Consider the following 22,142-nt stretch of genomic DNA (forward strand, 5'->3'; position numbering starts at 1 on the left):
GACCCGGCTGCGCCGGCCTCCGACCGTCGGTGCGTGGCCTGGCCACCGCGGTACCCCTCCCTCGGGGAGGACCCCTCATACGGTCCGTACAACGGTGTACGGAATTCCGACACAGCGCCCGCCAAGGCTCCTTCTTGACGCCGGGCTCGCACCGCTCGGCCGCAGGCGGCCTCCCGGGCTTCGACCCGGCTGCGCCGGCCTCCGACCGTCGGTGCGTGGCCTGGCCACCGCGGTACCCCTCCCTCGGGGAGGACCCCTCATACGGTCCGTACAACGGTGTGCGGAAATCCGACACAGCGCCCGCCATAGTCCCCGACCAGGGATGGCGGGCGCTGTGGCGTGCGGGGGCCGGGGTCAGTCGGCGGTGAACTCGTACTGGAGCTCGTACAGGTGCCCGGCCTTCACCATGACGGTGACCTCGATGGGGCGCTCGGCCTCGCCGTACACCGTGCGGAGGGTCCGCAGCACCGGCAGGTCGCCCGGCAGCCGTAGGGCGGTGTACTGCCCCTGCGTCGCGACTCGGGCGGAGATCCGGTCCACGCTGCGGCGGGGTGGGAAGCCGAGTTCAGCCAGCAGGGTCGGGGTGCCGCCCCGGATGCGGTGCGGCTCCGCGAGGGCGGTGCCGCGTGCGATCTCCGGCGGATAGTACGAGGTCACGAGCTCGGCGGGCTCGTCGTCGACGCTGATGAGCTGACGGCGGCGCACCGCTGGGCTGCCTTCCGAGCGGCCGAGTGCGGCGGCGACATCTCCGGTGACGGCCACCTCGTCCACCACCAGCAGATGGCTGCGTGCCGTCGAACTCCGTTCCCCGGCCACGGCGAGCCAGGGGTACGCCGCCCCGTCCGCTGCCGGTGCGAGGGAGCCGGCCGGGCGGACCGTGCGCTGCCGGTTGACCCGAACGGTCACGGCCGCGCCCGCCCGGCCGACCGCCAGGCCCTCGTCCTTCAGGAGCTGAACGGCCTTCTGGATCGTGGCGTTGGAGGCGTCGAACCGGGCCTTCAGCTGCGTCGTCGAGAGCAGCTTCGCTCCAGGTGCGAGGTCGCCGCTCATGATCTCGTCGCGCAGGTCGGCGGCGATGCGAGCGTGGAGCGGCCGTGGATCGATTCTTCCGGTCGGGAAGTTGGGCATGGTCATCCCAGCCTGATTTCGTACCGCAGCTGCTGGCGTCCGGCGGGCATGACCATCACGTCCGCCTGGATCGGGCGGTCCGCCGAGTCGTAGATGGTGCGGGCGAGCTGGAGGACTGGTTCACCCGACCCAAGGTGCAGTTGGTCGAGCTCTTCGGCGCTGGGCATACGCGCTGTCACGTTCTCGGTGACGCGCACGCCGACGTGCCCGAGGGCAGCCAGCAGCGTCACGGCGCCACCGCGGATCTTCGCCGTTCCGGCGAGCGCGGTGCCCGACGCGATGGCGGCGGGATAGTAGGTGTCGGTCAACTCGGTCGGCTCACCGTCCAGTTCGATGATTCGGCGACGGACCACGACGGTCTCTTCACCTGTCAGGCCGAGCATTCGGACGATCTCGGAGGGCGCGGCACACTCCCCGGCGCACACGACGCGCTGTCCGCCCCGTCGGCCCGCCGCCGTGGCCTCTTCGGTCCACGCGTCCGTGTCCCCGGTGGCGCGTGGAGTCAGGTACGGCATCGATGTACTCGACCACCCGTTGCCGCTCACAACGCCTCCTGTGCATTCGATTCGCCCTGCCGTCCCCCACGTTAAGCGACGACGTCGGTCAGGCCTACCCTCTCCAGCCTTGCTGCTTTTCGCGAATAGCGATACGTTCTGTATGGCCTTGGAAGCTCAGCGTTAAGGCGGTGGGGTGCTATGTCTCTGTCCCGACAGCAGCGTTTTCCTCGGGCTCGTGCCTCGGTGCGCGCGGCCCGTCAGTTCGTAGGTGACACGCTCGCCGAGTGGGGTGTGTCGGATGGGCGGGACGACATGCGGCTGTGCGTCTCGGAACTCGCCGCCAATGCCGTTCTGCACGGTGTCCCGCTGGGGCGCGAGTTCTCTGTGCGGCTCGTGCGGGAGGGTGGGCTTCTGTGGATCGAGGTGCGCGACAGTGGCCCGGGGTGTCCGGTCTTGCAGCAGCCCGACCCCGAAGCCCCGGCGGGTCGTGGCCTGTGGTTGGTGACGGCGATCGCGGACGAGTTCGAGGTCCGTGACGAAGGTGTGGGCAAGTCGGCCCGGGCCGGCTTCAAACTGGCACACGGGTGGGCTGAGTGAGCGGCGCGGCAGCGCCCGTCCCGCCACGTCCCCGGGCGGAGGAGTTGGGGATACTGCCAGGCATGGATGTCGAGGTCAGGGCTCCGCGGGGCGGGGACGTCGAGGTGGTCGCCGAGTTGCGGGCCGCCGTCATGCGGGCGGATCTGGAGCGGCTCGGGCGGTACGACGAGCACGGGGTGCGGCAGCGGCTGCGGGATTCGTTCTCCGTGGAGCACTCGTCCGTCCTGGTGCGCGGCGGTGAGGTGGTGGGGTGCTTCACCGTGCGGCCCAACCGGGGCGGGTGGCTGCTGGAGCACTTCTATCTGACCGCCGAGCACCAGGGGCGGGGCATCGGGTCCTGGGTGCTGAGGGGCGTGGTCGAGCGGGCCGACGCGGCGGGGGTCGTCGTACGGCTGAACGTGCTGCGGGGGAGCGCCGCGCAGGGCCTGTACGAGCGGTACGGGTTCGTGGTCGAGGCTCAGGACGAGGTCGACGTCTTCATGGCGCGGGCCGCGGCCCGGTAGGCCCTGGGGGCTGGGTGCGGAGGGAGTCCGCCGTGCCGAGGCCGCTCTGGGCGGCCGCCTGAGGGCAGGGTGCTGGTCTCCAGGACCGCGCGGGCGCGGTCGAGGCGCTGGTGCACGAGCCGCTACGTCGGCGTACTGGCCGAGGTGATGCTACCGAGCAGTATTGACTATTAGTCAATTCGGCAGCACCCTCGGGGCGAGCCGTCGTCTCTGTGGGAGGTCTCGCCGTGAGTGCGGAAGAACTGGGCCGGTTGAGCGGGGAGTTGGGCGGCGTCGCACCGCCCGGGTCGTTCGGTGGGCTGGCGCCCGAGGAGCTGGCCGGGCTCGTCGAGGCGGTGAAGGCGGAGCGGGCGCGGCAGGCCGGCGGGCTGAACGAGGCCGCCGAGGAGGCCCTCACGCTGGTGCCCGCCCTCGCGCGCGGAGCCGTACGCAAGGTGCTGTTCCGGTGAGCGCCGTGACGAGCGGCCGGGCCGAGGTCGAGAAGACCGCCCGGCTGCTGGGGGAGGAGCCGCGGACCCTGGGCTTCCTGCGCGGGCTGCCGAGCGAGGACGTGCGGAGGTTCCGCGAGCAGGTGAGCGCCGCACTCTTCGACGGGGCGCCCGAGATGCTCGACCGGATCGCGGCCGCCACCAAGCTGGTGCCCGCCGGGGTCGCGGCCGCCATCTCCCAGAAGGCGCTCGGACCCCGGCTCGCGGCCGCCGTCGCCGGGCGGCTGGAGGCCGGACGGGCCGCCGACATCATCGCCAAGCTGCCGGTGGCCTTCACCGCCGAGGCGTGTGCCCATCTCGACCCGCGCAAGATCGCCGCGATCGTGGACCGGCTCGACGAAGGGCTGGTCGTACGGATCGCCGTCGCGCTGGCCGAGCGCCGGGACCACCTGACCATGGGCCGGTTCGTCGGGCACCTGCGGGACCAGGTCCTCGGGCGGATCCTGGAGCAGGTCGGCGACACGGACGTGCTGCGCGCCGGGTTCTACGTCGACCTGCCCGAACGGCTCCCGCGGATCCTGGAGCTCATGGGCGACGACCGCCTCCAGGCCGTCGTACGCGCGGCCGCGGACGACGGGCTCTGGGAAGAGGCCCTCGCCGTCGCCGCGATGGTCGGCGGCGAGCAGCGGACGCGGATCGCCGAGATCACCGCGCGCTTGGACGCGCAGGCACTGGCCTCACTCGTGCGAGTGACGCACGCCGAGGGGCTGTGGGAGGCGCTGCTGCCGCTCGTCGCCCTGCTCGGCGCGCAGGACCGACTCGCCGTGGCCCGGCTGGAGTCCCTGCGGGATCCGCGGGTCCTGGCCGGGGTGGTCGGGGCCGTCGTGGCGACCGGGCTGTGGGGGGAGTTCCTGCCGCTGGTCGGCGTGCTGCCGCAGGACGCGCGCAAGGTGGTGGCGGACGCCGCCGCCGGGCTGGGGGACGTGGAACTGGACGCGCTGGCGCGGGAGGTCGGCAAGCAGGACCTGTGGGAGCTGGTGCTGCCGCTCGTCGAACTCATGGAGGAGGAGGGAAAGGAACGGATCTTCGCACTGCCCGCCTTCCGGGAACAGCCGGACCCGGCCTAGGCCGTACGGACCATCTGCGGGACTTCTCAGCGGAGTTGAGGGGTCCCGCCGTCTGGTACCTATCGTGATCATGGCTCCCATTCGAACGCTGCTGAGCGGACTCCTCGGCGCCGCCCTGCTGATTCCCCTCTCCCCCGCGGCCGACGACGCGCGGACCGTCGACTACGGCGGGCTGCGCCTCACCCTTCCCGCCGACTGGCGCGTCGTCGACCTCGACCGCGATCCCGGCGCCTGCCTGCGCCTCGACGTGCCCACCCTCTACCTCGGCCACGCCGGCACCCAGGCCCGGTGCACAGGCCGGGCCGTCGCCCGCCGCGCCGACACCCTGCACCTCGAACCCCTCGACGGCGCACCGCCGCGCGCCGACATCCCCACCCTCGCGGCGGACTCCGCGAGCACGCTGCCCGAGAGCCCGGACCCGTCCGACAGCAACGAGCTGCGCTACGCCCTGCGCCGCTCCGGGATCATGGCGACCGTCTCCTACGGGGCCGCGCCCGATGGCGTACGAGGGGTCCTGGCGCGGGCCCGCACCCTGGCCGCCCGGCCCCCCGGCGGCGTGGCGGCCCCGGTCGCCGTGCCCGCTCTGGCCGCGCCCACGGGGGGCCGTAGCGCCCAGGAGCCCTTCACCGGCCAGGGCTTCGACGCCTGTACCGCCCCGGCCCAGCGCACCATGGACGCCTGGCGGGCCGAATCGCCCTTCGGCGCGGTCGGCATCTACATCGGCGGCCGTGCCCGCGCCTGCGCCCAGCCGCGGCTCACCGCCGCCTGGGTCCGCCGGCAGGCCGAGGCGGGCTGGCACCTGATGCCGCTCTGGGTGGGCCCGCAGCCCTGGCGCAGTGCCGGCACCGGCCTGTCCACCGACCCGTCCCGGGCGAACGGGCAGGGCCGGGCCGCCGCCGAGGGCGCCGTCGACGCGGCGCGCTCGCTCGGCCTGGCGAAGGGCACACTGCTCTACAACGACCTGGAGCACTACACCGACCGGGCCACCTGGGACGCCCCGGTCGTCGCCTACCTCACCGCCTGGACGGTGCGGCTGCACGAGCTGGGCTACCGCTCCGGCGCCTACGTCTCGGCCGGTTCCGGGGCCAAGGCGCTGAGCGCCCACCACCACCAGGCCCCCGGAGCGATGCCCGACGTGCTGTGGGTCGCCCGCTGGAACGGCTCCGCCACCGTCTCCAACGCCGACATGGGCCTGCCCAAGGGCACGGCCCAATGGGCGGGCCCGCGCCGCGCCCACCAGTTCCGCGGCGACCACAACGCCACGTACGGCGGCATCACGGTCAACATCGACCGCAACTGGCTGGACCTCGACCCGACCGCCCTCGGCGGGGCGGGGCGCGCCGGGCTCTTCCCGCTCAGCTAGCCGGCGGCTCCTCGCCAGGTTCCTTGCCCGGCTCCTTGCCGCGTTCCTCGCGCGGTTCCTCGCGCGGCGGCTCGTCGTCGTTGCCGCGGCGCAGGGTGCGCAGGCCGTGGGCCGGGGTCCAGGAGCGGATCACCAGGTCGTCGCCCTCCACGCCGACGCGGACCACCTCGGTCAGATCGGCGTGGAAGAGGTGGAAGGGGTGCGGGGTGTCCGTCTCCTCCGCGTACCGGTGGAGCTCGGGCGGGTCGAGGAGTTCCACCGCCCGCCCGGAGATCCGTACGTCCCCGTCCGGCATCGTCTCGTCCGCGCCCGGGTTGGTGTGCAGGGCGAAGCGGGGGTCGCGCTGGAGGTCCTTGGCCTTCATCGAGCCCGGCATCATGCCGAGCCACAGCTCACCGCCGCGGATCCCGACGTTGAGCCCGGCCACCCGGGGGGAGCCGTCCTTGCGGAGCGTGGCGAGGACGTGGTGCGGGTACTGCGCGAAACGGGCCTGGACGGCCGCAGCGAACTCCGGTTCGGCCTTCTCGAACGCTGCCCAGTTGGTGATCGTCATCTGTCTATGAAACCGCTCGGGCGCGCACGATGCCCGCCTCCCGCGCCGCCGCCAGCCAGGAGGGGAACTCCCCGACGAGGCGGTCGTACAGCACCGCGTCGGGGACGGTGCGCGGATCCTGCCCGGCGTGGAAGTAGCCCGCGTTGTCCACCACGCGCTTGGCCGGGACGGGCAGCTCGTCCAGCCGTCGCAGGAAGTCGAACTGTGTGCTGCGCGTGTTGCCGAAGCCGACGAACTGCCAGAACAGCGGCAGCCGGGCCGCCTTGCAGAGGTACTTCTCCGCCGCGAGCTTGCTGACCGGCCCGCCGTCCGTCTGGAAGACGACGAGGGCCGGGTCCGCCGACCCCGAGTCCAGGTAGTGGTCGACGACTGCTTCCATCGCCGCGTCGTAGGCCGTTCTGCCCATGTGGCCGAGGCCGGAGGCGATCTCGGTGACCCGCCCCTCGTGACCGGCGAGGGTGATCTCCTCCACCGCGTCGACCTCGGTGGAGAAGAAGACCACCGGTACGACGCCGTCGTCGTCCAGGTGCGCCGACAGACCGAGCACCCGGTCCGCGAGGGCCTGCACGCTTCCGTCCTCGTAGTACGGCCGCATCGAGCCGGAGTAGTCGAGGACCAGGTAGACGCAGGCCCGCCCGCCCTCCAGGCCGTGCTCGCGCAGCGAGACACCGGCGCTCTTGTACAGGTTCACGAGCGCCGGTGCGGCTTCCTCGATCGTGCGGAGGTCGATCGCGCTTCCCGTCATGCCGCTGAGCGTACGTCGGCCCGCTGCGCCGAAACCGACCGCGCGGCGCGTCTACGGGCGCTCGCCGCGCTCCGCCGCGAGCGCCTCGATGTCGTCGAGCATGGCCGCCGCGAGGTCGCGCTGCGAGGCGTAGTACCGCTCGGCCCACTTGAGGGTGAGCGTGGGGTACGCCCATGCCGGCTCGTCCTTCGCGGCCGCCGCGTCGGCCACCGCGTGGCGGCGCATCTGGTCCGCGAAGTCCTGGTGCCGCACCAGGACTTCGCGCATCTGCTCCGGCTCCAGCAGGTGCCCCAGCCACAGCCGCAGCATCGGACCGTGCTTGAGGACCGGCGGGTCGACCGGGGCCTCGCGCGCCCATTCCCGTACGGCGGCCATGCCCTCGTCGGTGATCCGGTACACCCGCTTGTCGCGGGTGCCGGTGTCCTGGGCGACCAGCCGTGAGGAGGTGTAGCCGGCCTTCTCCAGGCGCTTGAGTTCGCCGTAGATCTGGCTGAAGGACGGGCTCCAGTAGAAGAAGCGCAGGGACCGGTCCGACCACTTCTTCAGGTCGTAGCCGGAGAGCTCCTCGCCGAAGGAGAGCAGTCCGAGCACCGCCCAGCTGGTCGCGGGGAGCGTGCGCCTGTTCGTCTCGTCTGCCACGCCGCGCAGTCTACGACCGGTCCCGCCGCCGCCCTTCCGCCTGCTGGGTATGACTGCTAGAAGTATGCCTATTCGAAATAGTGGACGGCCGGACGGAGGGACCTCACCGTGAAGTTCTCGATGATCTTCGAGGCGCAGCTCGTCGACCCCACCCCCGCACGCGAACGGCAGGTCATCCACGACTGCGTCGAACAGGCCGTCCTCGCCGAGGACATGGGCTTCGACCGGATCTGGGCCGTCGAGCACCACTCCCTGACCCAGTACGCGCACATGAGCGCCAGCGAGATCTTCCTGACCTGGGTCGCCGCCCGGACGCGCAGGATCCGCATCGGCCACGGCGTGGTCACCATGCCCTTCGGCTACCAGCACCCGGTACGGGTCGCCGAGCGCGCCGCCATGCTCGACGTCCTTTCCGGCGGCCGCGTCGACATCGGCGCCGGTCGCGGGGCGACCCGCCAGGAGATGGCCATGTACGGGGTGAAGCCCGAGGACACCTCCCCGCAGACGGAGGAAGCGCTGCGGGTCTTCGCCTCCGCCTGGAAGGAGGAGCGGTTCGAGTGGCACGGCTCCATCGACATCGGCCCCGGCACGATCCTGCCCCGCCCGGTGCAGGACCCGCACCCGCCCCTCTTCCTGGCCTGCTCCCGGCACGCCACCGTCGAGCTCGCCGCCGAGCTGGGCATCGGAGCCCTGGTGATGGGCTTCGCCGGGGCCGATGACGTACGCGCCATGCGCAAGGTCTACGACGAGGCCATCGCCGCGCGCGACGGGCAGCGGTTCGTCTCCAGCGAGGTCAACGACCACTTCTCCGCCCTCTGCCCCACCCTCGTCCTCGACGACGCCGAGCGGGCGCTGCGGCTCGGCACCCGGGGCCAGCGCTTCTTCGCCGAATCCATCGCGCACTGGTACGCAAACGCCCCCGCGCCGACGGGATACGCCGAGGAGGAGACCGCCGAGGACCACGTGGGAGCCCTCGCCCGGCGCCGTGAGGAACTCGTCGCCCGACTGCACGAGGCGAACATCCCGGCCCGCCCGGTCGACACCGGCCCCTACCACGCCGATCACGCGTACGGCAGCGCCGAGACGGCCATCGCGTACGTGGAGCAGCTGCGCCGGATCGGCGTGGACGAGGTGATGTGCCTGATCCAGATGGGCACGGTGCCGCAGGAGGCCTGCATGGAGACCGTCCGCCAGTGGGGCGAGAAGGTCATCCCGCACTTCCGCGCCCTGGAACCGGAGGCCTGAGCCATGGTCTCGCTGGAGGGGAAGGTCGTCGTCGTCACCGGCGCCGCACGCGGCCAGGGCGCCGCCGAGGCCCGGCTGTGCGCGGAGGCGGGAGCGAGGGTCGTCGTCACCGACATCCGGGAGGACGAGGGCCGGGCGGTCGCCGCGGAACTCGGCGCACGCGGGCTCTACGTACGGCACGACGTGGCCGACGCGGCGAGCTGGGCCGCGGTGGTCGAGGCGGCGGTGACGGCCTTCGGCACGGTCTCGGCGCTGGTCAACAACGCGGCCCTGTGGCGCACGGCGCACGTCGAGCGGCAGAGCGCGCAGGAGTTCGAGACGCTGCTACGGGTCAACCTGCTCGGGCCGTTCCTCGGCATCCAGGCGGTGGCCCCGGTGCTGCGCGCCGGCGGAGGAGGGTCGATCGTCAACATCTCCTCGACGGCCGGGCTGGTCGGCATACCGGGCCACGCCGCCTACGGATCCACCAAGTTCGCCCTGCGCGGCCTGACCCGCTCCGCCGCGCTGGACCTGGCCGAGGACCGGATCCGGGTCAACTCGGTCCACCCGGGCGCCGTCGACACCCCGATGGTGGCCGAGGCGGTCGCCGGCCGGGACTGGTCGCACGTACCGCTGGGGCGGATGGGGCGGCCGGAGGAGGTCGCGGAGCTGGTGCTGTTCCTGTGCTCGGACGCGTCCTCGTACATGACGGGAACGGAGTTCACGGTGGACGGGGGGATGACGGCCCGATGAGCGATCCCCTCTCCCTCTCCCCGGCGGCGCGGAGGCTGTGCGACGCGATGACGGCCCGTTTCCCCGGCCCCGGGGACGTGGCGGCCCTGCGGGCGGCGGCCGTGCCGGGTCCGCCGGGGCCGGAGGTGGCCTCCGTGCGCGACGCCGTCGCCTCGGGCGTCCCGGTCCGGATCTACGACCCCGCGCCGGGAGCCGTGGACCGCCCGCTCGCCGTGTACTTCCACGGGGGCGGCTGGGTGATGTGCGGGCTGGACACGCACGACGCGCTGTGCCGTGCGCTGGCCGCCTCCTCGGGCGCGGTCGTGGTCTCGGCCGACTACCGGCAGGCGCCCGAACACCCCTGGCCGGCGGCGTCCGACGACGCGCTGAGCGTCCTGCTGTGGGCCCGGGCCGAGGCGCGCGCCCTGGGCTGCGATACGGGGCGGGTCGTGGTGGCCGGCGACTCCAGCGGGGCCAACCTGGCGGCCGTGACCGCACTGCGGGCCCCGGAGCTGGTCGCGGGACAACTGCTCTGCTACCCGCCGCTGGACGCCTCGATGGCCTCCGCGTCGGTCGCCGCCTACGGCCGCGGCTACTTCCACACCGCGGCGCACATGGCCTGGTACTGGGACCAGTACGGCGGCGACCCCGACCACCCGCACGTCTCGCCGCTGCGTGCGCCCGACCTCTCCGGCCTCCCGCGCACGCTGATCGTCCTCGCGGACTGCGACGTGCTGCGGGACGAGGGGCTGGCGTACGGACGCCGGCTGGGGGAGGCGGGCGTGGACTGTGAGATCCGGCTCTACCCGGGGGTCTTCCACGGCTTCCTGGGCCTGCCGCTGCCGGCCGGGGCGGCGGCCCGAGCGGGCGCGGGGGCCTGGCTGGCGGCCACGGGCCGGATCTAGAGGCGCAGCCTCGGCTGCCGCGCGACCGGCTTTCCGGGCATGATGTGTCCATGTCTGAAGTGGTCCGGAGGCTGCCGGGGGCGATCCTGCGCAACTGCCTTCTCCTGGCAGTAGAGTTCGGCGCGATCCTTTTGCTCCGAGGCCCTGAGGGAGCCTGGATCCCGGTCCTGTTGGCCGTCTTCGTCGTCGGCGCGGCCGTACCGCACGGAACCGGCGCGGAGTTCGTGGCCCGTACCGCCGTCGCGCTCGTCGCGGTGGGGATCGCGGTGGCCGGCGGTATCACCTGGGACCGGCACACCCTCCACGACCGTGGCCGGGAGGAACCGGCGATGGTCGTGGAGCGGACGATGGTGGAGGACGGCTCGAGCCACTCCCCGTCGCTGCGGCTGCGCACGGTGGCGGGCCGCGATCTGTCCGGTCCGGTGGCGATGGACCTCGCGGTCGGCGCGCGGCTGAAGGTGACGTTGGACCCGGACGGCCCGGCGTGGTCGTTGGGCGGGCGCCCGGCCGAACCCGTCTGGCAGGCGGCCGGTACGGGCGCACTGCTCCTGCTCCAGACCGCCACCCTGGGGTGGCTCTCGCTGCGCCGCCCCCGGAACTGAAACCGCTGGCCAACGGCTTGGCCGCCCGCCTAAGGGCTGTCCCGTAATCCCCGGTGGATCAGCGCACGGCGTCAGATGCGGTGCATCGCAAGGCGGAGGGACGTCCTCATACTGGGCGTATTCGGGCGTTCCGACAACGCGGCGAGGTGCCGTAGCTGTCGTCGTGCGCCCGCCGGGGATTACGGGACAGCCCTTAGGGTCGCCCGTATGTCCACCACCACGCTCTGGCGCCCGACGGGCCCCGTCGAGCTCGACCTGGTCCGCGCCCTCGACTGGCGCGCCTGGCCGCCCCGGCTGCCGGAGCAGCCGATCTTCTACCCGGTCCTGAACGAGGACTACGCGATCCGCATCGCCCGCGACTGGAACGTCAAGCACTCCGGCGTCGGCTTCGTGACCCGCTTCGAGGTCGACTCGGCCTTCCTGGCCCGCTACCCGGTCCAGCAGGCGGGTGGCGAGACGATCCTGGAGCTGTGGGTGCCGGCGGAGGAACTGGACGAGTTCAACGCGCACATCGTCGGCCGCATCGAGGTCGTGCGCGAGTTCCGCTGAGCCCTGCCGCAGGGGGAGCGATCGAAGAGGATGACCGCATGACGACACGTGCCCGGTCCTTCGATGCCGCCGCCGCGCTGTACGGGGCCCACCGGCCCGGGTACCCGCCGGCGTTGTTCGACGCCGTCGAGGCACTCGCCGGGCGGGCGCTCGGCGGGGCGCGGGTGGCCGACGTAGGGGCGGGGACCGGGATCGCCACCGCGCTGCTGCACGCCCGCGGGGCCGAGGTCCTGGCCGTGGAGCCCGGGGACGGGATGGCCGCCGAGTTCCGGCGGGCGCACCCCGGGATCCCGCTCGTGCGCGGGGACGGGGACCGGCTGCCGCTGGCGAGCGGCGCGTTCGACCTCCTCACCTACGCCCAGGCCTGGCACTGGACCGACCCCGCCCGCGCCGTCCCCGAGGCTCGCCGGGTGCTGCGCCCCGGGGGCGCGCTCGCGCTGTGGTGGAACGACCCGGACACCGCCGTTCCCTGGATCGCCGAGCAGGACGCCCGGATCCGGAACTCCCTGGGGGCGATCGGGCTCCCCGCGCGGGAATCCCTGGAAGGGCTCGACGTCACCGGCCGGCGGGTCCGCTGGTCCTGGCGGATCCCGCTGGAGGCGCACCTCGCCAACCACGCCAGCCACTCCGCCTTCCTCCTCCTCGGAGAGGGCGGCACCCGGGAGTTCATGGACGCCGAGCGGGAACGGCTGACCCCGCTCTTCCCGGACGGCGTGGTGGAGGAGCACTACGTCGTGAGCCTCAGCGTCGCCCGCATGTGACCGGGCTCTGGACACCCCGCCCCGACTGCGTGATGTTGAGCGCGTGACAGCACCGCACCGGGCCTTCGCCCTCCTCAACGACGCCCTCGCCTTCCTCCTGGAGGTCGCCGCCCTGTTCGCCCTGGCGGTGTGGGGCTACCGGCAGGGCGGCGGACTGGTCGGGGGAGTGCTGCTCGGGACGGTGGTGGCGGCCGCCGCCGCCCTGCTCTGGGGCGCGTTCGCCGCGCCCAAGTCCCGCTACGACGTCCCGCTGCCCGCCGTACTCGCCGTCAAGGCCGTCGTGTTCGGGGCGGCCGCCCTGGCCCTGGCCGGGCTGGGCCACGGGTCGGCCGCCGCCTGGTTCGCCGGGATCGTGTTCTTGAACACCGCTCTCGTCACGTACTACCGCTCTCGCGCCTGAAGGACCGCCGCCCGGCAGGCCGAGGGCGTACCCCACGCGTCGCGCAGCGGCCGGGCCTTGCGCAGCCACAGGGACAGGTCCAGTTCCTCCGTGTAGCCGACCGCGCCGTGCAGCTGGAGGGCGGTCATCGCCGCCGCGTACGCCGCCTCCCCCGCGGTGAGCTTCGCCGCCGCCACGTCACCCGGGGCCGACGACAGCGCCGCCGCCCACACCAGCGGCCGGGCGAACTCCAGCCCCAGAAGGGTGTCCGCCAGCCGGTGCTTGACCGCCTGGAAGCCGCCGATCGGCGTCCCGAACTGGGTGCGCCGCTTCGCGTACTCCACCGTCCGCGCCAGCAGGGCATCGCCGAGCCCCAGGCACTGCGCCGCCGTCAGCAGTCGCGCCCACCGCGCGGCGACCTCCGCGGCCGCCACCACCGGGGGACCCGCCGCCAGCACCTCGCCCCCGGCCGGGGGCCGGGACAGGCGCCGTGCGGGGTCCGTCGAGGCCAGGAGTCCGCCCGCGCCCCCGGCCAGGCGGAGTTCGCCCGCCGCCGACACCGTGAAGCAGTACGTCGCCGCGTCCGCGTCCAGGGCGTACGGACTCCCGCCCGGCAGGGTCAGCGTGGCCGAGGCCTCACCCGCGACCAGGCCCGGGAGGAAGCGTTTCGCCAGCCCCTCGTCCCCCAGTTCGGAGAAGAGCACCGACGCGGCCGCCGTCTCCACCACCGGCCCCGGCACCCCGGCCCGGCCCAGCTCCACGAAGCCGAGGGACAGCTCCAGCGGCAGGAGCCCCACGCCGTCGTACGCCTCCGGCGCGGCCAGTGCGAACAGGCCCGTGCCCGCCAGCCTCGACCAGAGCGCCCGGCCGGGCTCGTGCGCGCCGTCCGCCCACGCCCGTACCGCCGCCGCGACGTCCGCCGAGCCCAGCAGGGAGCGCACCGTACGGGCGAAGTCCGACTGCTCGTCGGTCGGCAGGAAGCGCATCAGCGGCGGCCCTTCGGGAGGCCGAGCAGCCGCTCGGCGATGATGTCGCGCTGGATCTCGTTGGTTCCCGCGTAGATCGGGCCCGCGAGGGAGAAGACCCAGGGCTCGGCCCACTCGCCGTCGGCCAGCTCGGCGTCCGGCCCGAGCAGGTCCAGCGCCGTTTCGTGCAGGGCGATGTCGTACTCCGACCAGAACACCTTGTTCAGACTGGACTCGGCGCCGATGGTCCCGCCCGCCGCGAAGCGGGAGGCGTTGGCCCAGGTGAAGAGCTCGTACGCGCGCGCCCCGACCACAGCGTCCGCCACCCGGTCGCGCAGCGCGGTGTCCGCCGGATCGCCCGCCGCCCGCCACAGCGCGACCAGCCGGTCCGCCGCCGCCAGGAACCGTCCGGGGGAGCGCAGTGTCAGCCCCCGCTCGTTGCCGGTGGTCGACATCGCGATCCGCCAGCCCTGCCCCGGCTCCCCGATCACGTCCTCGTCCGGGACGAAGACCCGGTCCAGGAAGATCTCCGCGAAGGCCGGCTTGCCGTCCAGGCGGCCGATGGGCCGCACCGTCACCCCCGGCTCGCGCAGGCCGAACATCAGATACGTCAGCCCCTGGTGCGGCTTCGCGGCCGACGGGTCCGTACGGAAGACGCCGAACGCCCGGTCCGCGAAGGCGGCCCGCGAGGACCAGGTCTTCTGGCCGGACAGCAGCCAGCCGCCGTCGGTCCGCTCCGCCCGTGAGGTCAGGGAGGCCAGGTCGGATCCGGCCTCCGGCTCCGACCAGGCCTGCGCCCAGATCACCTCACCGCTCGCCATCGAGGGCAGCACCCGCGCCCGCTGCTCGTGCGTCGCGTGGTCGAAGAGGGTGGGGGCCAGCAGGCTGATGCCGTTCTGCGAGACCCGGCCGGGCGCGCCCGCCGCCCAGTACTCCTCCTCGAAGACGAGCCACCGCTCGATGTCGGCTGCCCGGCCCCCGTACCGCTCGGGCCAGGACACCACCGACCAGCGGCCCGCGTGCAGCAGCGCTTCCCACTCCCGGTGGGCGGCGAAGCCCTCCCGCGTCTCCAGGGAGGGCAGGGGAGTGGCCGGGACGTGCGCGCGGAGCCAGGAGCGGGCCTCGGCCCGGAAGGTCTCCACGTCTGCCGCGTGGGCGAGATCCATCAGGGGTGTGCCTCCATCCGTACGGCTTCCCTAACAAGTGTTTGGTAGGTTACCGTACGGCCATGAGCAGCGTCGAGGAGTCCGCCCCGTGAACGCGCCCCGGTACATCCCCGCTCACGCCCTGCTGAAGGACCGCACCGCCGTCATCACCGCCGCGGCCGGGGCCGGGATCGGCGGCGCGACCGCCCGCCGCTTCCTGGAGGAGGGCGCCCGCATCCTCATCAGCGACGCACACGCCCGCCGCCTGAAGGAGACCGAGGACGCGCTCGCCACCGAGTTCGGAGCCGACCGCGTCACCGCCCAGCCCTGCGACGTCACCGACGAGGACCAGGTCCAGGCCCTCTTCGCGCGCGCCGAACAGACCCACGGCGGCCTCGACGTCGTCGTCAACAACGCCGGCCTCGGCGGCACCGCCGCCCTCGTCGACATGAGCGACGAGGCGTGGTCCCGCGTCCTGGACGTCACCCTGAACGGCACCTTCCGCTGCACCCGCGCCGCGATGCGCTCCCTGAAGACGTCCGGCCGGGGCGGGGTGATCGTCAACAACGCCTCCGTCATCGGCTGGCGCGCCCAGAGCGGCCAGGCCCACTACGCCGCCGCCAAAGCCGGCGTGATGGCGCTGACCCGCTGCGCGGCGCTGGAGGCCGCCGAGTTCGGCGTACGGATCAACGCGGTCGCCCCCAGCCTGGCCATGCACCCGCACCTGGTGAAGGTCACCAGCGAGGAACTGCTCACCGAACTCACCGCCCGCGAGGCCTTCGGCCGGTACGCCGAACCGTGGGAGATCGCCAACGTCATCGTCTTCCTGGCCAGCGGCTACTCGTCGTACATGACCGGCGAGACGGTGTCGGTCAGCAGCCAGCACGCGTAGGCCGAGAATGGGCGTGTGCCGACGAACAAGCCAACGAACCAGAAGAAGCCGCAGGTGACCGCGTCGCCTGAGCGCCGCCGTGAACTCCTCGACACCGCCGCCGAGGTCTTCGCCGCGCAGGGCTACAACGCCACCACCGTCCGCAAGATCGCCGACGCCGCCGGGATGCTCGCCGGTAGCCTCTACTACCACTTCGATTCCAAGGAATCGATGCTCGACGAGATCCTCAGCGCCTTCCTGAACGAGCTGTGGGAGGGGTACGACGCCGTCCTCGCCGCCGGTCTCGGCCCCCGGGAGACCATCGAGGCACTCGTCACCGAATCGTTCCGCGAGATCGACCGGCACCGCGCCGCCGTCGCCATCTACCAGAAGGAATCGCGCACGCTCTCCGCGCAGCCCCGCTTCCACTACCTCTCGGACTCGCAGCAGAAATTCGAGAAGGCCTGGCTGGGAACGCTGGAGCGGGGCGTCGCCGCGCGCGTCTTCCGGCCCGACCTCGACATCCGCCTCACCTACCGCTTCGTGCGCGACACGGTGTGGGTCGCCGCGTCCTGGTACCGGCCGGGCGGACAGCACAGCCCCGAGGAGATCGCCCGCCAGTACCTGTCGATGGTGCTGGACGGGATCGCCGTACGTACGTAACCCAGCAGCGCGGAGGAGTCCCGATGCCCGAGGCCTACATCGTCGACGCGGTACGCACGCCCGTGGGGCGGCGGGGAGGCGGCCTGTCGGCCGTCCACCCGGCCGATCTCGGCGCACACGTCCTGAAGGCGCTGGTCGAGCGGTCCGGGGTGGACCCGGCCGCCGTGGAGGACGTGGTGTTCGGCTGCCTCGACACGGTCGGGCCGCAGGCGGGCGACATCGCGCGGACGGCGTGGCTGGCGGCGGGTCTCCCGGAGGAGGTGCCGGGGGTCACCATCGACCGCCAGTGCGGCTCCTCCCAGCAGGCGGTCCACTTCGCGGCGCAGGGCGTCATGTCCGGCACCCAGGACCTGGTGGTCGCGGGCGGGACCCAGAACATGTCGATGATCCCGATCGCCTTCGCCTCACGGCAGGCCGCGGAGCCGCTGGGCCTCACGGAGGGCCCGTACGCGGGCTCGGCGGGCTGGCGGGCGCGGTACGGCGACGCGCCGGTCAACCAGTTCCACGGCGCGCAGCTGATCGCGGAGAAGTGGGGCATCTCGCGGCAGGACATGGAGCGGTTCGCCCTGTCCAGCCACCAGAGGGCGATCCGCGCGATCGACGAGGGCCGTTTCGCGCGCGAGACGGTGGCGTACGGGGACGTGACGGTCGACGAGGGCCCGCGGCGGGACACGACGCTGGAGAAGATGGCCGGCCTGAAGCCGGTGGTCGAAGGCGGCACCATCACGGCGGCCGTCTCCTCCCAGGTCTCGGACGGCGCGGCCGCGATGCTCATCGCCTCCGAGCGGGCGGTGGCGGAACACGGCCTGACGCCGAGGGCCCGCGTCCACCACCTGTCGGTCCGGGGCGAGGACCCCATCCGGATGCTGTCGGCGCCGATCCCGGCGACGGCGTACGCCCTGAAGAAGACGGGCCTGACCCTCGACGCCATCGACCTCGTCGAGATCAACGAGGCCTTCGCCCCGGTGGTCCTGGCCTGGCTCAAGGAGACGGGCGCGGATCCGTCCCGGGTCAACGTCAACGGCGGGGCCATCGCCCTGGGGCACCCGCTGGGGGCCACCGGCGTCAAGCTGATGACGACCCTGCTCCACGAGCTGGAACGCACGGGCGGCCGCTACGGCCTCCAGACGATGTGCGAGGGCGGCGGCCAGGCGAACGTGACGATCATCGAGCGGCTGTAGGCACCGCCCCGTCGGCCGGAGGACGGCGCAGGCCGCCGAAGCCCGCGAGGCCCCTCGGGGGCCGAGCGGTGCGAGGGGGCCGTGAAGGAGGGGGCGATGTGCGAGGGCGGCGGCCAGGCGAACGTGACGATCATCGAGCGGCTGTAGGGCCCGCGCCGGGCCACCTGTCCCCCGGCGGCACAGCCACGCTTCGTGATCGAACGGGCGCCGGGTGTACGCCAGACGAAGTAGATCCGCAGACAGCAGCGCTACCCGGCGGACGTGTGCTAGCTTTGGAGCCGTTGCAGTTGTGGTACCCATGAACTTTATGTGCGCCTGACGGGAATGCTCCGACAGGCGCTTTTATTGTTTTGCCGGAATCTCCGGATGGGGCCCTTTGCCGCCTATCTAGGAGATTTAAAATGGCGCTTGGCACCGTGAAGTGGTTCAACTCCGAAAAGGGCTTCGGCTTCATCGAGCAGGACGGTGGCGGCCCGGACGTCTTCGCCCACTACTCGAACATCGCCACCCAGGGCTTCCGTGAGCTCCAGGAGGGCCAGCGCGTGTCCTTCGACGTGACCCAGGGCCAGAAGGGCCCCCAGGCGGAGAACATCCTCCCCGCCAACTAATTATTTCAGCTCGCCGGGGTCCGCACCGTGAGGTGCGGACCCCGGCTTGTCTGCTGTTTCGACCTTGTTGTACCTGCCGGTTTCAGGAGGGCATTTCCGCATGACCAGCTCCAGCTCCGCACGACCCAGCCGCCGCCCCACCCGGGGTCGAGGTGCGGCTCAGGGACGTCCGAAGGCTGGCGCGGGACGGCAGAAGTCCGCCCCCGTTGCCCGGCCCCAAGAGTTCACCATGCCCGAACCGATCGCCCCGGCACTGCCGCCGGTGGAGGCGTTCGAGGACATGGACATGCCCGAGGCGCTGCTGAAGACCCTCGCCGCCCAGGGTGTGACCCAGCCTTTCCCGATCCAGGCCGCCACGCTGCCGAACTCCCTCGTCGGCCGTGACCTGCTCGGCCGCGGCCGTACCGGTTCCGGCAAGACGCTGGCCTTCGGCCTGGCGCTGCTCGCCCGCACCGCCGGCCGCCGCGCGCAGCCGAAGGCGCCGCTCGCGCTGGTCCTCGTACCGACCCGCGAACTCGCGCAGCAGGTGACCGACGCCCTGGCCCCGTACGCCACGGCCGTCAACCTGCGCATCGCCACCGTCGTCGGCGGCATGTCGATCAACCGGCAGTCCGGCGCCCTGCGCCGCGGCTCCGAGGTCCTCGTCGCCACCCCCGGCCGTCTGAAGGACCTCATCGACCGCGGTGACGCGGACCTCTCGCAGGTCTCGATCACGGTGCTCGACGAGGCCGACCAGATGACCGACATGGGCTTCATGCCGCAGGTCACGGCGCTGCTCAAGCAGGTCGAGCCCGGCGGCCAGCGGATGCTGTTCTCCGCGACGCTGGACAAGAACATCGACAAGCTCGTCAAGATGTTCCTCACCGACCCGGTCGGCCACTCGGTCGACCCGTCGGCCGGTGCGGTCACCACGATGGAGCACCACGTCCTGTACGTCATGGACGAGACCGACAAGAAGGCCGTGGCGACGCGTATAGCCGCTCGCGACGGCCGGGTGATCATGTTCGTGGACACCAAGCGAGGCGTCGACCGCATGGTCAAGAAGCTCCTGGCGGACGGTGTACGCGCCTCCGGCCTGCACGGCGGGCGCTCCCAGCCCCAGCGCAACCGGACCCTCGACTGGTTCAAGACGGGCGAGGTCACCGCACTGGTCGCCACCAACGTGGCCGCGCGCGGCATCCACATCGACGACCTCGACCTGGTCGTCAACGTGGACCCGCCCAGCGACCACAAGGACTACCTGCACCGCGGCGGCCGTACCGCCCGCGCGGGTGAGTCCGGCAGCGTGGTCACCCTGGTGCTGCCCGACCAGAAGCGGGAGATGATCCGGCTGATGTCGGACGCCGGGATCTCCCCGCGCACCGCGCAGATCAAGTCCTCCGACGAGGAGCTGGCCCGGCTGACCGGCGCCAAGGAGCCCTCGGGCATCCCCGTGGTCATGGAGGTGCCGCAGGCGACCCCGCCGCGCCCGCGCGGTGCCTCGGGCAACGGCTCGGCCTCCGGCGCGCGCCGCCGGTCGGGCGGCGGTCCGCGTACGGGTGCACCCACGGGCGGCGCCGCTCCGGCGGCCGGCGGACGTGGCCGCCGCTCCGGCGGTGCCGCGTCCGGGCAGGCTTCCCCGTCCGGCAGCGGCCAGGCCCGTCGCGGCCAGGGTGGCGGCCAGGGCGGCGGCGGAGCCACCGGCTCCGCCGAGCGCGGCCGTCGCGGTGGCAGCACCGGAGCCTCCGGTGGCGCGGCCGCCGCTTCCGCGCGCAGCCGGGTCGGCTCCGCCGGCCAGGGCCGCCGCCGGGCGGTCTGACCCGTAGTACGCAGGACGTAGCACGTAGCACGCAGCACGTAGGACGACGGACCACGACGCCGGGCAGCGCATCACGCGCTGCCCGGCGTCGTGCTGTCACCGGACCATCTTGTCCTGGAGCCTCGACAGGGTCCACACGTCCAGGCCGAGGCCCTTGGTGAGGTAGCCGTAGAAGCTGCCGTAGTCGGCCTCCATCTGTGCGGTCGAGGCGTCCAGGTAGTCCTGGCGGACCTCCTGGAGCGGGATCAGCAGGTCGGGGTTCTGCATCCGGCCCGAGGCCTTGAGGGCCGCGCGCAGCTTGGCGTCGTAGGCACCCCGGAAGGTGTTCGAGGCCAGGTAGTCGCCCTCGGCGGCGTCCTCGGGAACAGCCAGGGCGCGCAGCAGGACGTACGTCGTCCAGCCCGTGCGGTCCTTGCCGGACGTGCAGTGGTACAGGAGCGGGCCCTGCCGGCCGTCCGCGATCTCCCGCAGGGTCGCCGCGATCTGCGCCCGGTTCTCGGGGCTGGTCACGAAGGTGCGGTAGATGTCGCGCATGTACGCCTCCGCGCGGCCGCCGCCGAGCATCTGCTCCTGTTTGACGGGGTCGCCGCTGGAGATCGCGGCGACGAGGGTTCCGTAGAGGCCGAGGTCGCTGATCGGGCGGGAGGTGGGGGTGAGGCCCGCCGGGAGCTTGTCGGGGCCGTCGTACTGGAGCTCCATCGGGATGCGGAAGTCGACGACCTTCGTGAGGCCCAGACCGGAGACGGTACCGATGTCCGCCGCGGTCAGCTTGCTCAGTGCGTCGGAGCGGTAGACCAGCCCGTGGCGGACCTGGCCGCCGGTGTACGTGCGGTAGCCGCCGATGTCACGGACGTTGACGGCGCCCTGGAGGGGGATCTGACGAATCTGGTCGGCCTGCTGCTGCTGTTGATGGTGGTGGTGCCGGGCACTGACCCCGGCGCCGGGAGCCGCCTGCGCGTACGCGGAGGCGGGCAGGGTTGCGATGGCGAGTGCGGCGGCGGCCGCCGCGGTCACCAGGCGGATTCGGGCACGGCTACGGCTCATAGGGGCAACTCCTGTGACGGAGAAGGGGGATCACCCTGGTGGTGGCAGGGTGCCGAGCGCGTGCGGACCGTGTGTCTCGCGCAGCCGGTCCAGCACGGTGTGTGCCTCGGCCATGACGCGGCCGACGAGCTCCGCACAGGACGGCAGATCGTCGATCACCCCCGCGACCTGGCCTGATGCCATGACTCCGAGGTCCGTACGGCCCTCGACCATGGACGCCTTGAGGAGCATGGGGGTGTTCGCGGCGAGCAGGACCTGGCTCCAGGACAGGTCCTTGCCGTGCTTCATCGCCAGGCCGTCGCGCACCATCCGCGGCCAGGACAGGCCCGACAGTTTCCGGAAACCCGCCGCGTGGCGCACCGCGCGGGCCAGCGCGCGGGCGCGGCCCGCCCGCTCCAGGGCGTCGACCAGCTCGGTGCGCAGCATCCGGTGCGGCAGCCCGTCGACGGCCGTGGTGACGGTGACGTCCTTGACCGTGGCCTTGAGGTACTCGGCCTTGACGGTATCCGGGACGGTGGAGTCGCAGGTCAGCAGGAACCGGGTGCCCATGGCGATGCCCGCCGCCCCGTAGGCCAGCGCCGCGACCAGACCGCGGCCGTCGCTGAAGCCGCCCGCCGCGACGACCGGGATGTCCACCGCGTCGACCACCTGCGGCAGCAGCACGGTCGTGGCCACCTCCCCGGTGTGCCCGCCGCCCTCGCCTCCCTGCACGATCACCGCGTCCGCACCCCAGGCGGCGACCTTCTCGGCATGCCGCCGCGCCCCGACCGAGGGGATCACGACGACCCCCGCGTCCCGCAGCCGGGCGATCAGCTCCCTGGACGGAGCCAGGGCGAAGGAGGCCACCCGTACGCCCTCGTCGATGATCAGCCGTACGCGCTCGGCAGCGTCCCCGGCGTCCGCCCGCAGATTGACCCCGAACGGCGCGTCCGTACGGGACTTCACCTCCCGGACCGCCACGCGCAGCTCGTCCACGGTCATCGTCGCCGAGGCCAGGATGCCCAGTGCCCCGGCATCGGCCGTGGCCGACACCAGGCGCGGGCCGGCCACCCAGCCCATGCCCGTCTGCACGATCGGGTACCGGACGCCGACCAGCTTCGTGAACGCCGTCTCCATCGCGTCGGACTCCATCGCG

General features: G+C 72.7%; 26 protein-coding genes. 17 read left to right on the forward strand and 9 right to left on the reverse strand.

The window, feature by feature from the left end:
- Nucleotides 1-354: 354 nt before the first annotated feature.
- Together ACWDYJ_RS01330 and ACWDYJ_RS01335 are read right to left on the reverse strand one after the other, a co-directional pair.
- Nucleotides 355-1,134 carry a GntR family transcriptional regulator gene (locus ACWDYJ_RS01330; protein WP_451563367.1) on the reverse strand — a complete coding sequence of 260 codons (780 nt, stop codon included), beginning with the start codon at nt 1,132-1,134 and terminating at the stop codon, nt 355-357.
- Nucleotides 1,131-1,673, reverse strand: coding sequence for a GntR family transcriptional regulator (locus ACWDYJ_RS01335; RefSeq protein ID WP_451563368.1), 543 nt, complete (start codon nt 1,671-1,673; stop codon nt 1,131-1,133). Before ACWDYJ_RS01335 ends, ACWDYJ_RS01330 begins: the two co-directional genes overlap by 4 nt.
- A 150-nt stretch (nt 1,674-1,823) precedes the next feature.
- On the opposite strand from ACWDYJ_RS01335, the gene ACWDYJ_RS01340 reads away from it, so the two are divergent.
- The 5 genes from ACWDYJ_RS01340 to ACWDYJ_RS01360 all read left to right on the forward strand — a co-directional run bounded on the left by ACWDYJ_RS01340 (nt 1,824) and on the right by ACWDYJ_RS01360 (nt 5,643).
- A complete protein-coding gene (locus ACWDYJ_RS01340; RefSeq protein WP_451563369.1) occupies nt 1,824-2,222 on the forward strand; it encodes an ATP-binding protein in 399 nt (132 codons plus the stop codon).
- A 62-nt stretch (nt 2,223-2,284) separates the two neighbouring features.
- Nucleotides 2,285-2,725 carry an N-acetyltransferase family protein gene (locus tag ACWDYJ_RS01345; protein ID WP_451563370.1) on the forward strand — a complete coding sequence of 147 codons (441 nt, stop codon included), beginning with the start codon at nt 2,285-2,287 and terminating at the stop codon, nt 2,723-2,725.
- Between the two features lie 227 nt (nt 2,726-2,952).
- The gene (locus ACWDYJ_RS01350; protein ID WP_451563371.1) at nt 2,953-3,174 is read left to right on the forward strand and encodes a hypothetical protein; all 222 of its coding nucleotides are present in this window, start codon (nt 2,953-2,955) and stop codon (nt 3,172-3,174) included.
- Nucleotides 3,171-4,280 carry a hypothetical protein gene (locus ACWDYJ_RS01355; RefSeq protein WP_451563372.1) on the forward strand — a complete coding sequence of 370 codons (1,110 nt, stop codon included), beginning with the start codon at nt 3,171-3,173 and terminating at the stop codon, nt 4,278-4,280. Before ACWDYJ_RS01350 ends, ACWDYJ_RS01355 begins: the two co-directional genes overlap by 4 nt.
- A gap of 70 nt (nt 4,281-4,350) precedes the next feature.
- Nucleotides 4,351-5,643, forward strand: coding sequence for a DUF1906 domain-containing protein (locus ACWDYJ_RS01360; RefSeq protein WP_451563373.1), 1,293 nt, complete (start codon nt 4,351-4,353; stop codon nt 5,641-5,643).
- On the opposite strand, the gene ACWDYJ_RS01365 is transcribed toward ACWDYJ_RS01360, so the two are convergent.
- Genes ACWDYJ_RS01365 through ACWDYJ_RS01375 form a run of 3 tightly spaced genes read right to left on the reverse strand, consistent with a single transcriptional unit; the run spans nt 5,636 to nt 7,580 of the window.
- Nucleotides 5,636-6,196 (reverse strand): pyridoxamine 5'-phosphate oxidase family protein, encoded by a 561-nt coding sequence (locus tag ACWDYJ_RS01365; protein ID WP_451563374.1) that lies wholly within the window; start codon nt 6,194-6,196, stop codon nt 5,636-5,638. The two genes, ACWDYJ_RS01360 and ACWDYJ_RS01365, sit on opposite strands and share 8 nt — an antisense overlap.
- Nucleotides 6,197-6,200: 4 nt before the next feature.
- Nucleotides 6,201-6,941, reverse strand: a complete 741-nt coding sequence (locus tag ACWDYJ_RS01370; protein WP_451563375.1) for a vWA domain-containing protein — start codon at nt 6,939-6,941, stop codon at nt 6,201-6,203.
- A gap of 51 nt (nt 6,942-6,992) precedes the next feature.
- Nucleotides 6,993-7,580 carry a PadR family transcriptional regulator gene (locus tag ACWDYJ_RS01375; protein ID WP_451563376.1) on the reverse strand — a complete coding sequence of 196 codons (588 nt, stop codon included), beginning with the start codon at nt 7,578-7,580 and terminating at the stop codon, nt 6,993-6,995.
- Between the two features lie 108 nt (nt 7,581-7,688).
- On the opposite strand from ACWDYJ_RS01375, the gene ACWDYJ_RS01380 reads away from it, so the two are divergent.
- The 7 genes from ACWDYJ_RS01380 to ACWDYJ_RS01410 all read left to right on the forward strand — a co-directional run bounded on the left by ACWDYJ_RS01380 (nt 7,689) and on the right by ACWDYJ_RS01410 (nt 12,753).
- Nucleotides 7,689-8,825, forward strand: a complete 1,137-nt coding sequence (locus ACWDYJ_RS01380; RefSeq protein WP_451563377.1) for an LLM class flavin-dependent oxidoreductase — start codon at nt 7,689-7,691, stop codon at nt 8,823-8,825.
- 3 nt (nt 8,826-8,828) lie between these two features.
- Nucleotides 8,829-9,557 (forward strand): SDR family NAD(P)-dependent oxidoreductase, encoded by a 729-nt coding sequence (locus ACWDYJ_RS01385; protein WP_451563378.1) that lies wholly within the window; start codon nt 8,829-8,831, stop codon nt 9,555-9,557.
- The gene (locus ACWDYJ_RS01390; RefSeq protein WP_451563379.1) at nt 9,554-10,441 is read left to right on the forward strand and encodes an alpha/beta hydrolase; all 888 of its coding nucleotides are present in this window, start codon (nt 9,554-9,556) and stop codon (nt 10,439-10,441) included. Before ACWDYJ_RS01385 ends, ACWDYJ_RS01390 begins: the two co-directional genes overlap by 4 nt.
- A 50-nt stretch (nt 10,442-10,491) precedes the next feature.
- Nucleotides 10,492-11,043, forward strand: coding sequence for a hypothetical protein (locus tag ACWDYJ_RS01395; protein WP_451563380.1), 552 nt, complete (start codon nt 10,492-10,494; stop codon nt 11,041-11,043).
- Nucleotides 11,044-11,250: 207 nt separating this feature from the next.
- Nucleotides 11,251-11,592 carry a hypothetical protein gene (locus tag ACWDYJ_RS01400; RefSeq protein WP_451563381.1) on the forward strand — a complete coding sequence of 114 codons (342 nt, stop codon included), beginning with the start codon at nt 11,251-11,253 and terminating at the stop codon, nt 11,590-11,592.
- 38 nt (nt 11,593-11,630) lie between these two features.
- Entirely contained in the window at nt 11,631-12,353 is a 723-nt protein-coding gene (locus ACWDYJ_RS01405; RefSeq protein ID WP_451563382.1) for a class I SAM-dependent methyltransferase, read from the forward strand.
- A gap of 43 nt (nt 12,354-12,396) precedes the next feature.
- Nucleotides 12,397-12,753, forward strand: a complete 357-nt coding sequence (locus tag ACWDYJ_RS01410) for a YrdB family protein (protein WP_451563383.1) — start codon at nt 12,397-12,399, stop codon at nt 12,751-12,753.
- Here ACWDYJ_RS01410 and ACWDYJ_RS01415 read toward each other — a convergent pair.
- The gene (locus ACWDYJ_RS01415; RefSeq protein WP_451563384.1) at nt 12,735-13,718 is read right to left on the reverse strand and encodes an acyl-CoA dehydrogenase family protein; all 984 of its coding nucleotides are present in this window, start codon (nt 13,716-13,718) and stop codon (nt 12,735-12,737) included. The genes ACWDYJ_RS01410 and ACWDYJ_RS01415 overlap by 19 nt on opposite strands.
- Nucleotides 13,718-14,863 (reverse strand): acyl-CoA dehydrogenase family protein, encoded by a 1,146-nt coding sequence (locus ACWDYJ_RS01420; protein ID WP_451563385.1) that lies wholly within the window; start codon nt 14,861-14,863, stop codon nt 13,718-13,720. Before ACWDYJ_RS01420 ends, ACWDYJ_RS01415 begins: the two co-directional genes overlap by 1 nt.
- Nucleotides 14,864-14,951: 88 nt before the next feature.
- Between ACWDYJ_RS01420 and ACWDYJ_RS01425 the strand changes: the two genes are divergently transcribed.
- The 5 genes from ACWDYJ_RS01425 (at nt 14,952) to ACWDYJ_RS01445 (ending at nt 19,963) form a co-directional block, all read left to right on the forward strand.
- Complete coding sequence (locus ACWDYJ_RS01425) at nt 14,952-15,734, forward strand: SDR family oxidoreductase (RefSeq protein ID WP_451563386.1); 783 nt, start codon at nt 14,952-14,954, stop codon at nt 15,732-15,734.
- Nucleotides 15,735-15,749: 15 nt separating this feature from the next.
- Nucleotides 15,750-16,376 (forward strand): TetR/AcrR family transcriptional regulator, encoded by a 627-nt coding sequence (locus ACWDYJ_RS01430; RefSeq protein WP_451563387.1) that lies wholly within the window; start codon nt 15,750-15,752, stop codon nt 16,374-16,376.
- A 23-nt stretch (nt 16,377-16,399) separates the two neighbouring features.
- Nucleotides 16,400-17,557: an acetyl-CoA C-acetyltransferase gene (locus ACWDYJ_RS01435; protein WP_451563388.1), complete on the forward strand. Its 1,158-nt coding sequence runs from the start codon at nt 16,400-16,402 to the stop codon at nt 17,555-17,557.
- 401 nt (nt 17,558-17,958) lie between these two features.
- Nucleotides 17,959-18,165: a cold-shock protein gene (locus ACWDYJ_RS01440; RefSeq protein ID WP_030707191.1), complete on the forward strand. Its 207-nt coding sequence runs from the start codon at nt 17,959-17,961 to the stop codon at nt 18,163-18,165.
- A 100-nt stretch (nt 18,166-18,265) separates the two neighbouring features.
- Nucleotides 18,266-19,963, forward strand: a complete 1,698-nt coding sequence (locus ACWDYJ_RS01445; protein WP_451563389.1) for a DEAD/DEAH box helicase — start codon at nt 18,266-18,268, stop codon at nt 19,961-19,963.
- Nucleotides 19,964-20,059: 96 nt separating this feature from the next.
- On the opposite strand, the gene ACWDYJ_RS01450 is transcribed toward ACWDYJ_RS01445, so the two are convergent.
- On the reverse strand, nt 20,060-21,007 hold the full coding sequence (locus tag ACWDYJ_RS01450; protein ID WP_451563390.1) for a tyrosine-protein phosphatase: 948 nt from the start codon (nt 21,005-21,007) through the stop codon (nt 20,060-20,062).
- A gap of 30 nt (nt 21,008-21,037) precedes the next feature.
- The gene (locus tag ACWDYJ_RS01455) at nt 21,038-22,123 is read right to left on the reverse strand and encodes an NAD(P)H-dependent flavin oxidoreductase (protein WP_451563391.1); all 1,086 of its coding nucleotides are present in this window, start codon (nt 22,121-22,123) and stop codon (nt 21,038-21,040) included.
- Nucleotides 22,124-22,142 lie beyond the last annotated feature (19 nt).

This window comes from Streptomyces sp. NPDC003042 (assembly GCF_053591315.1).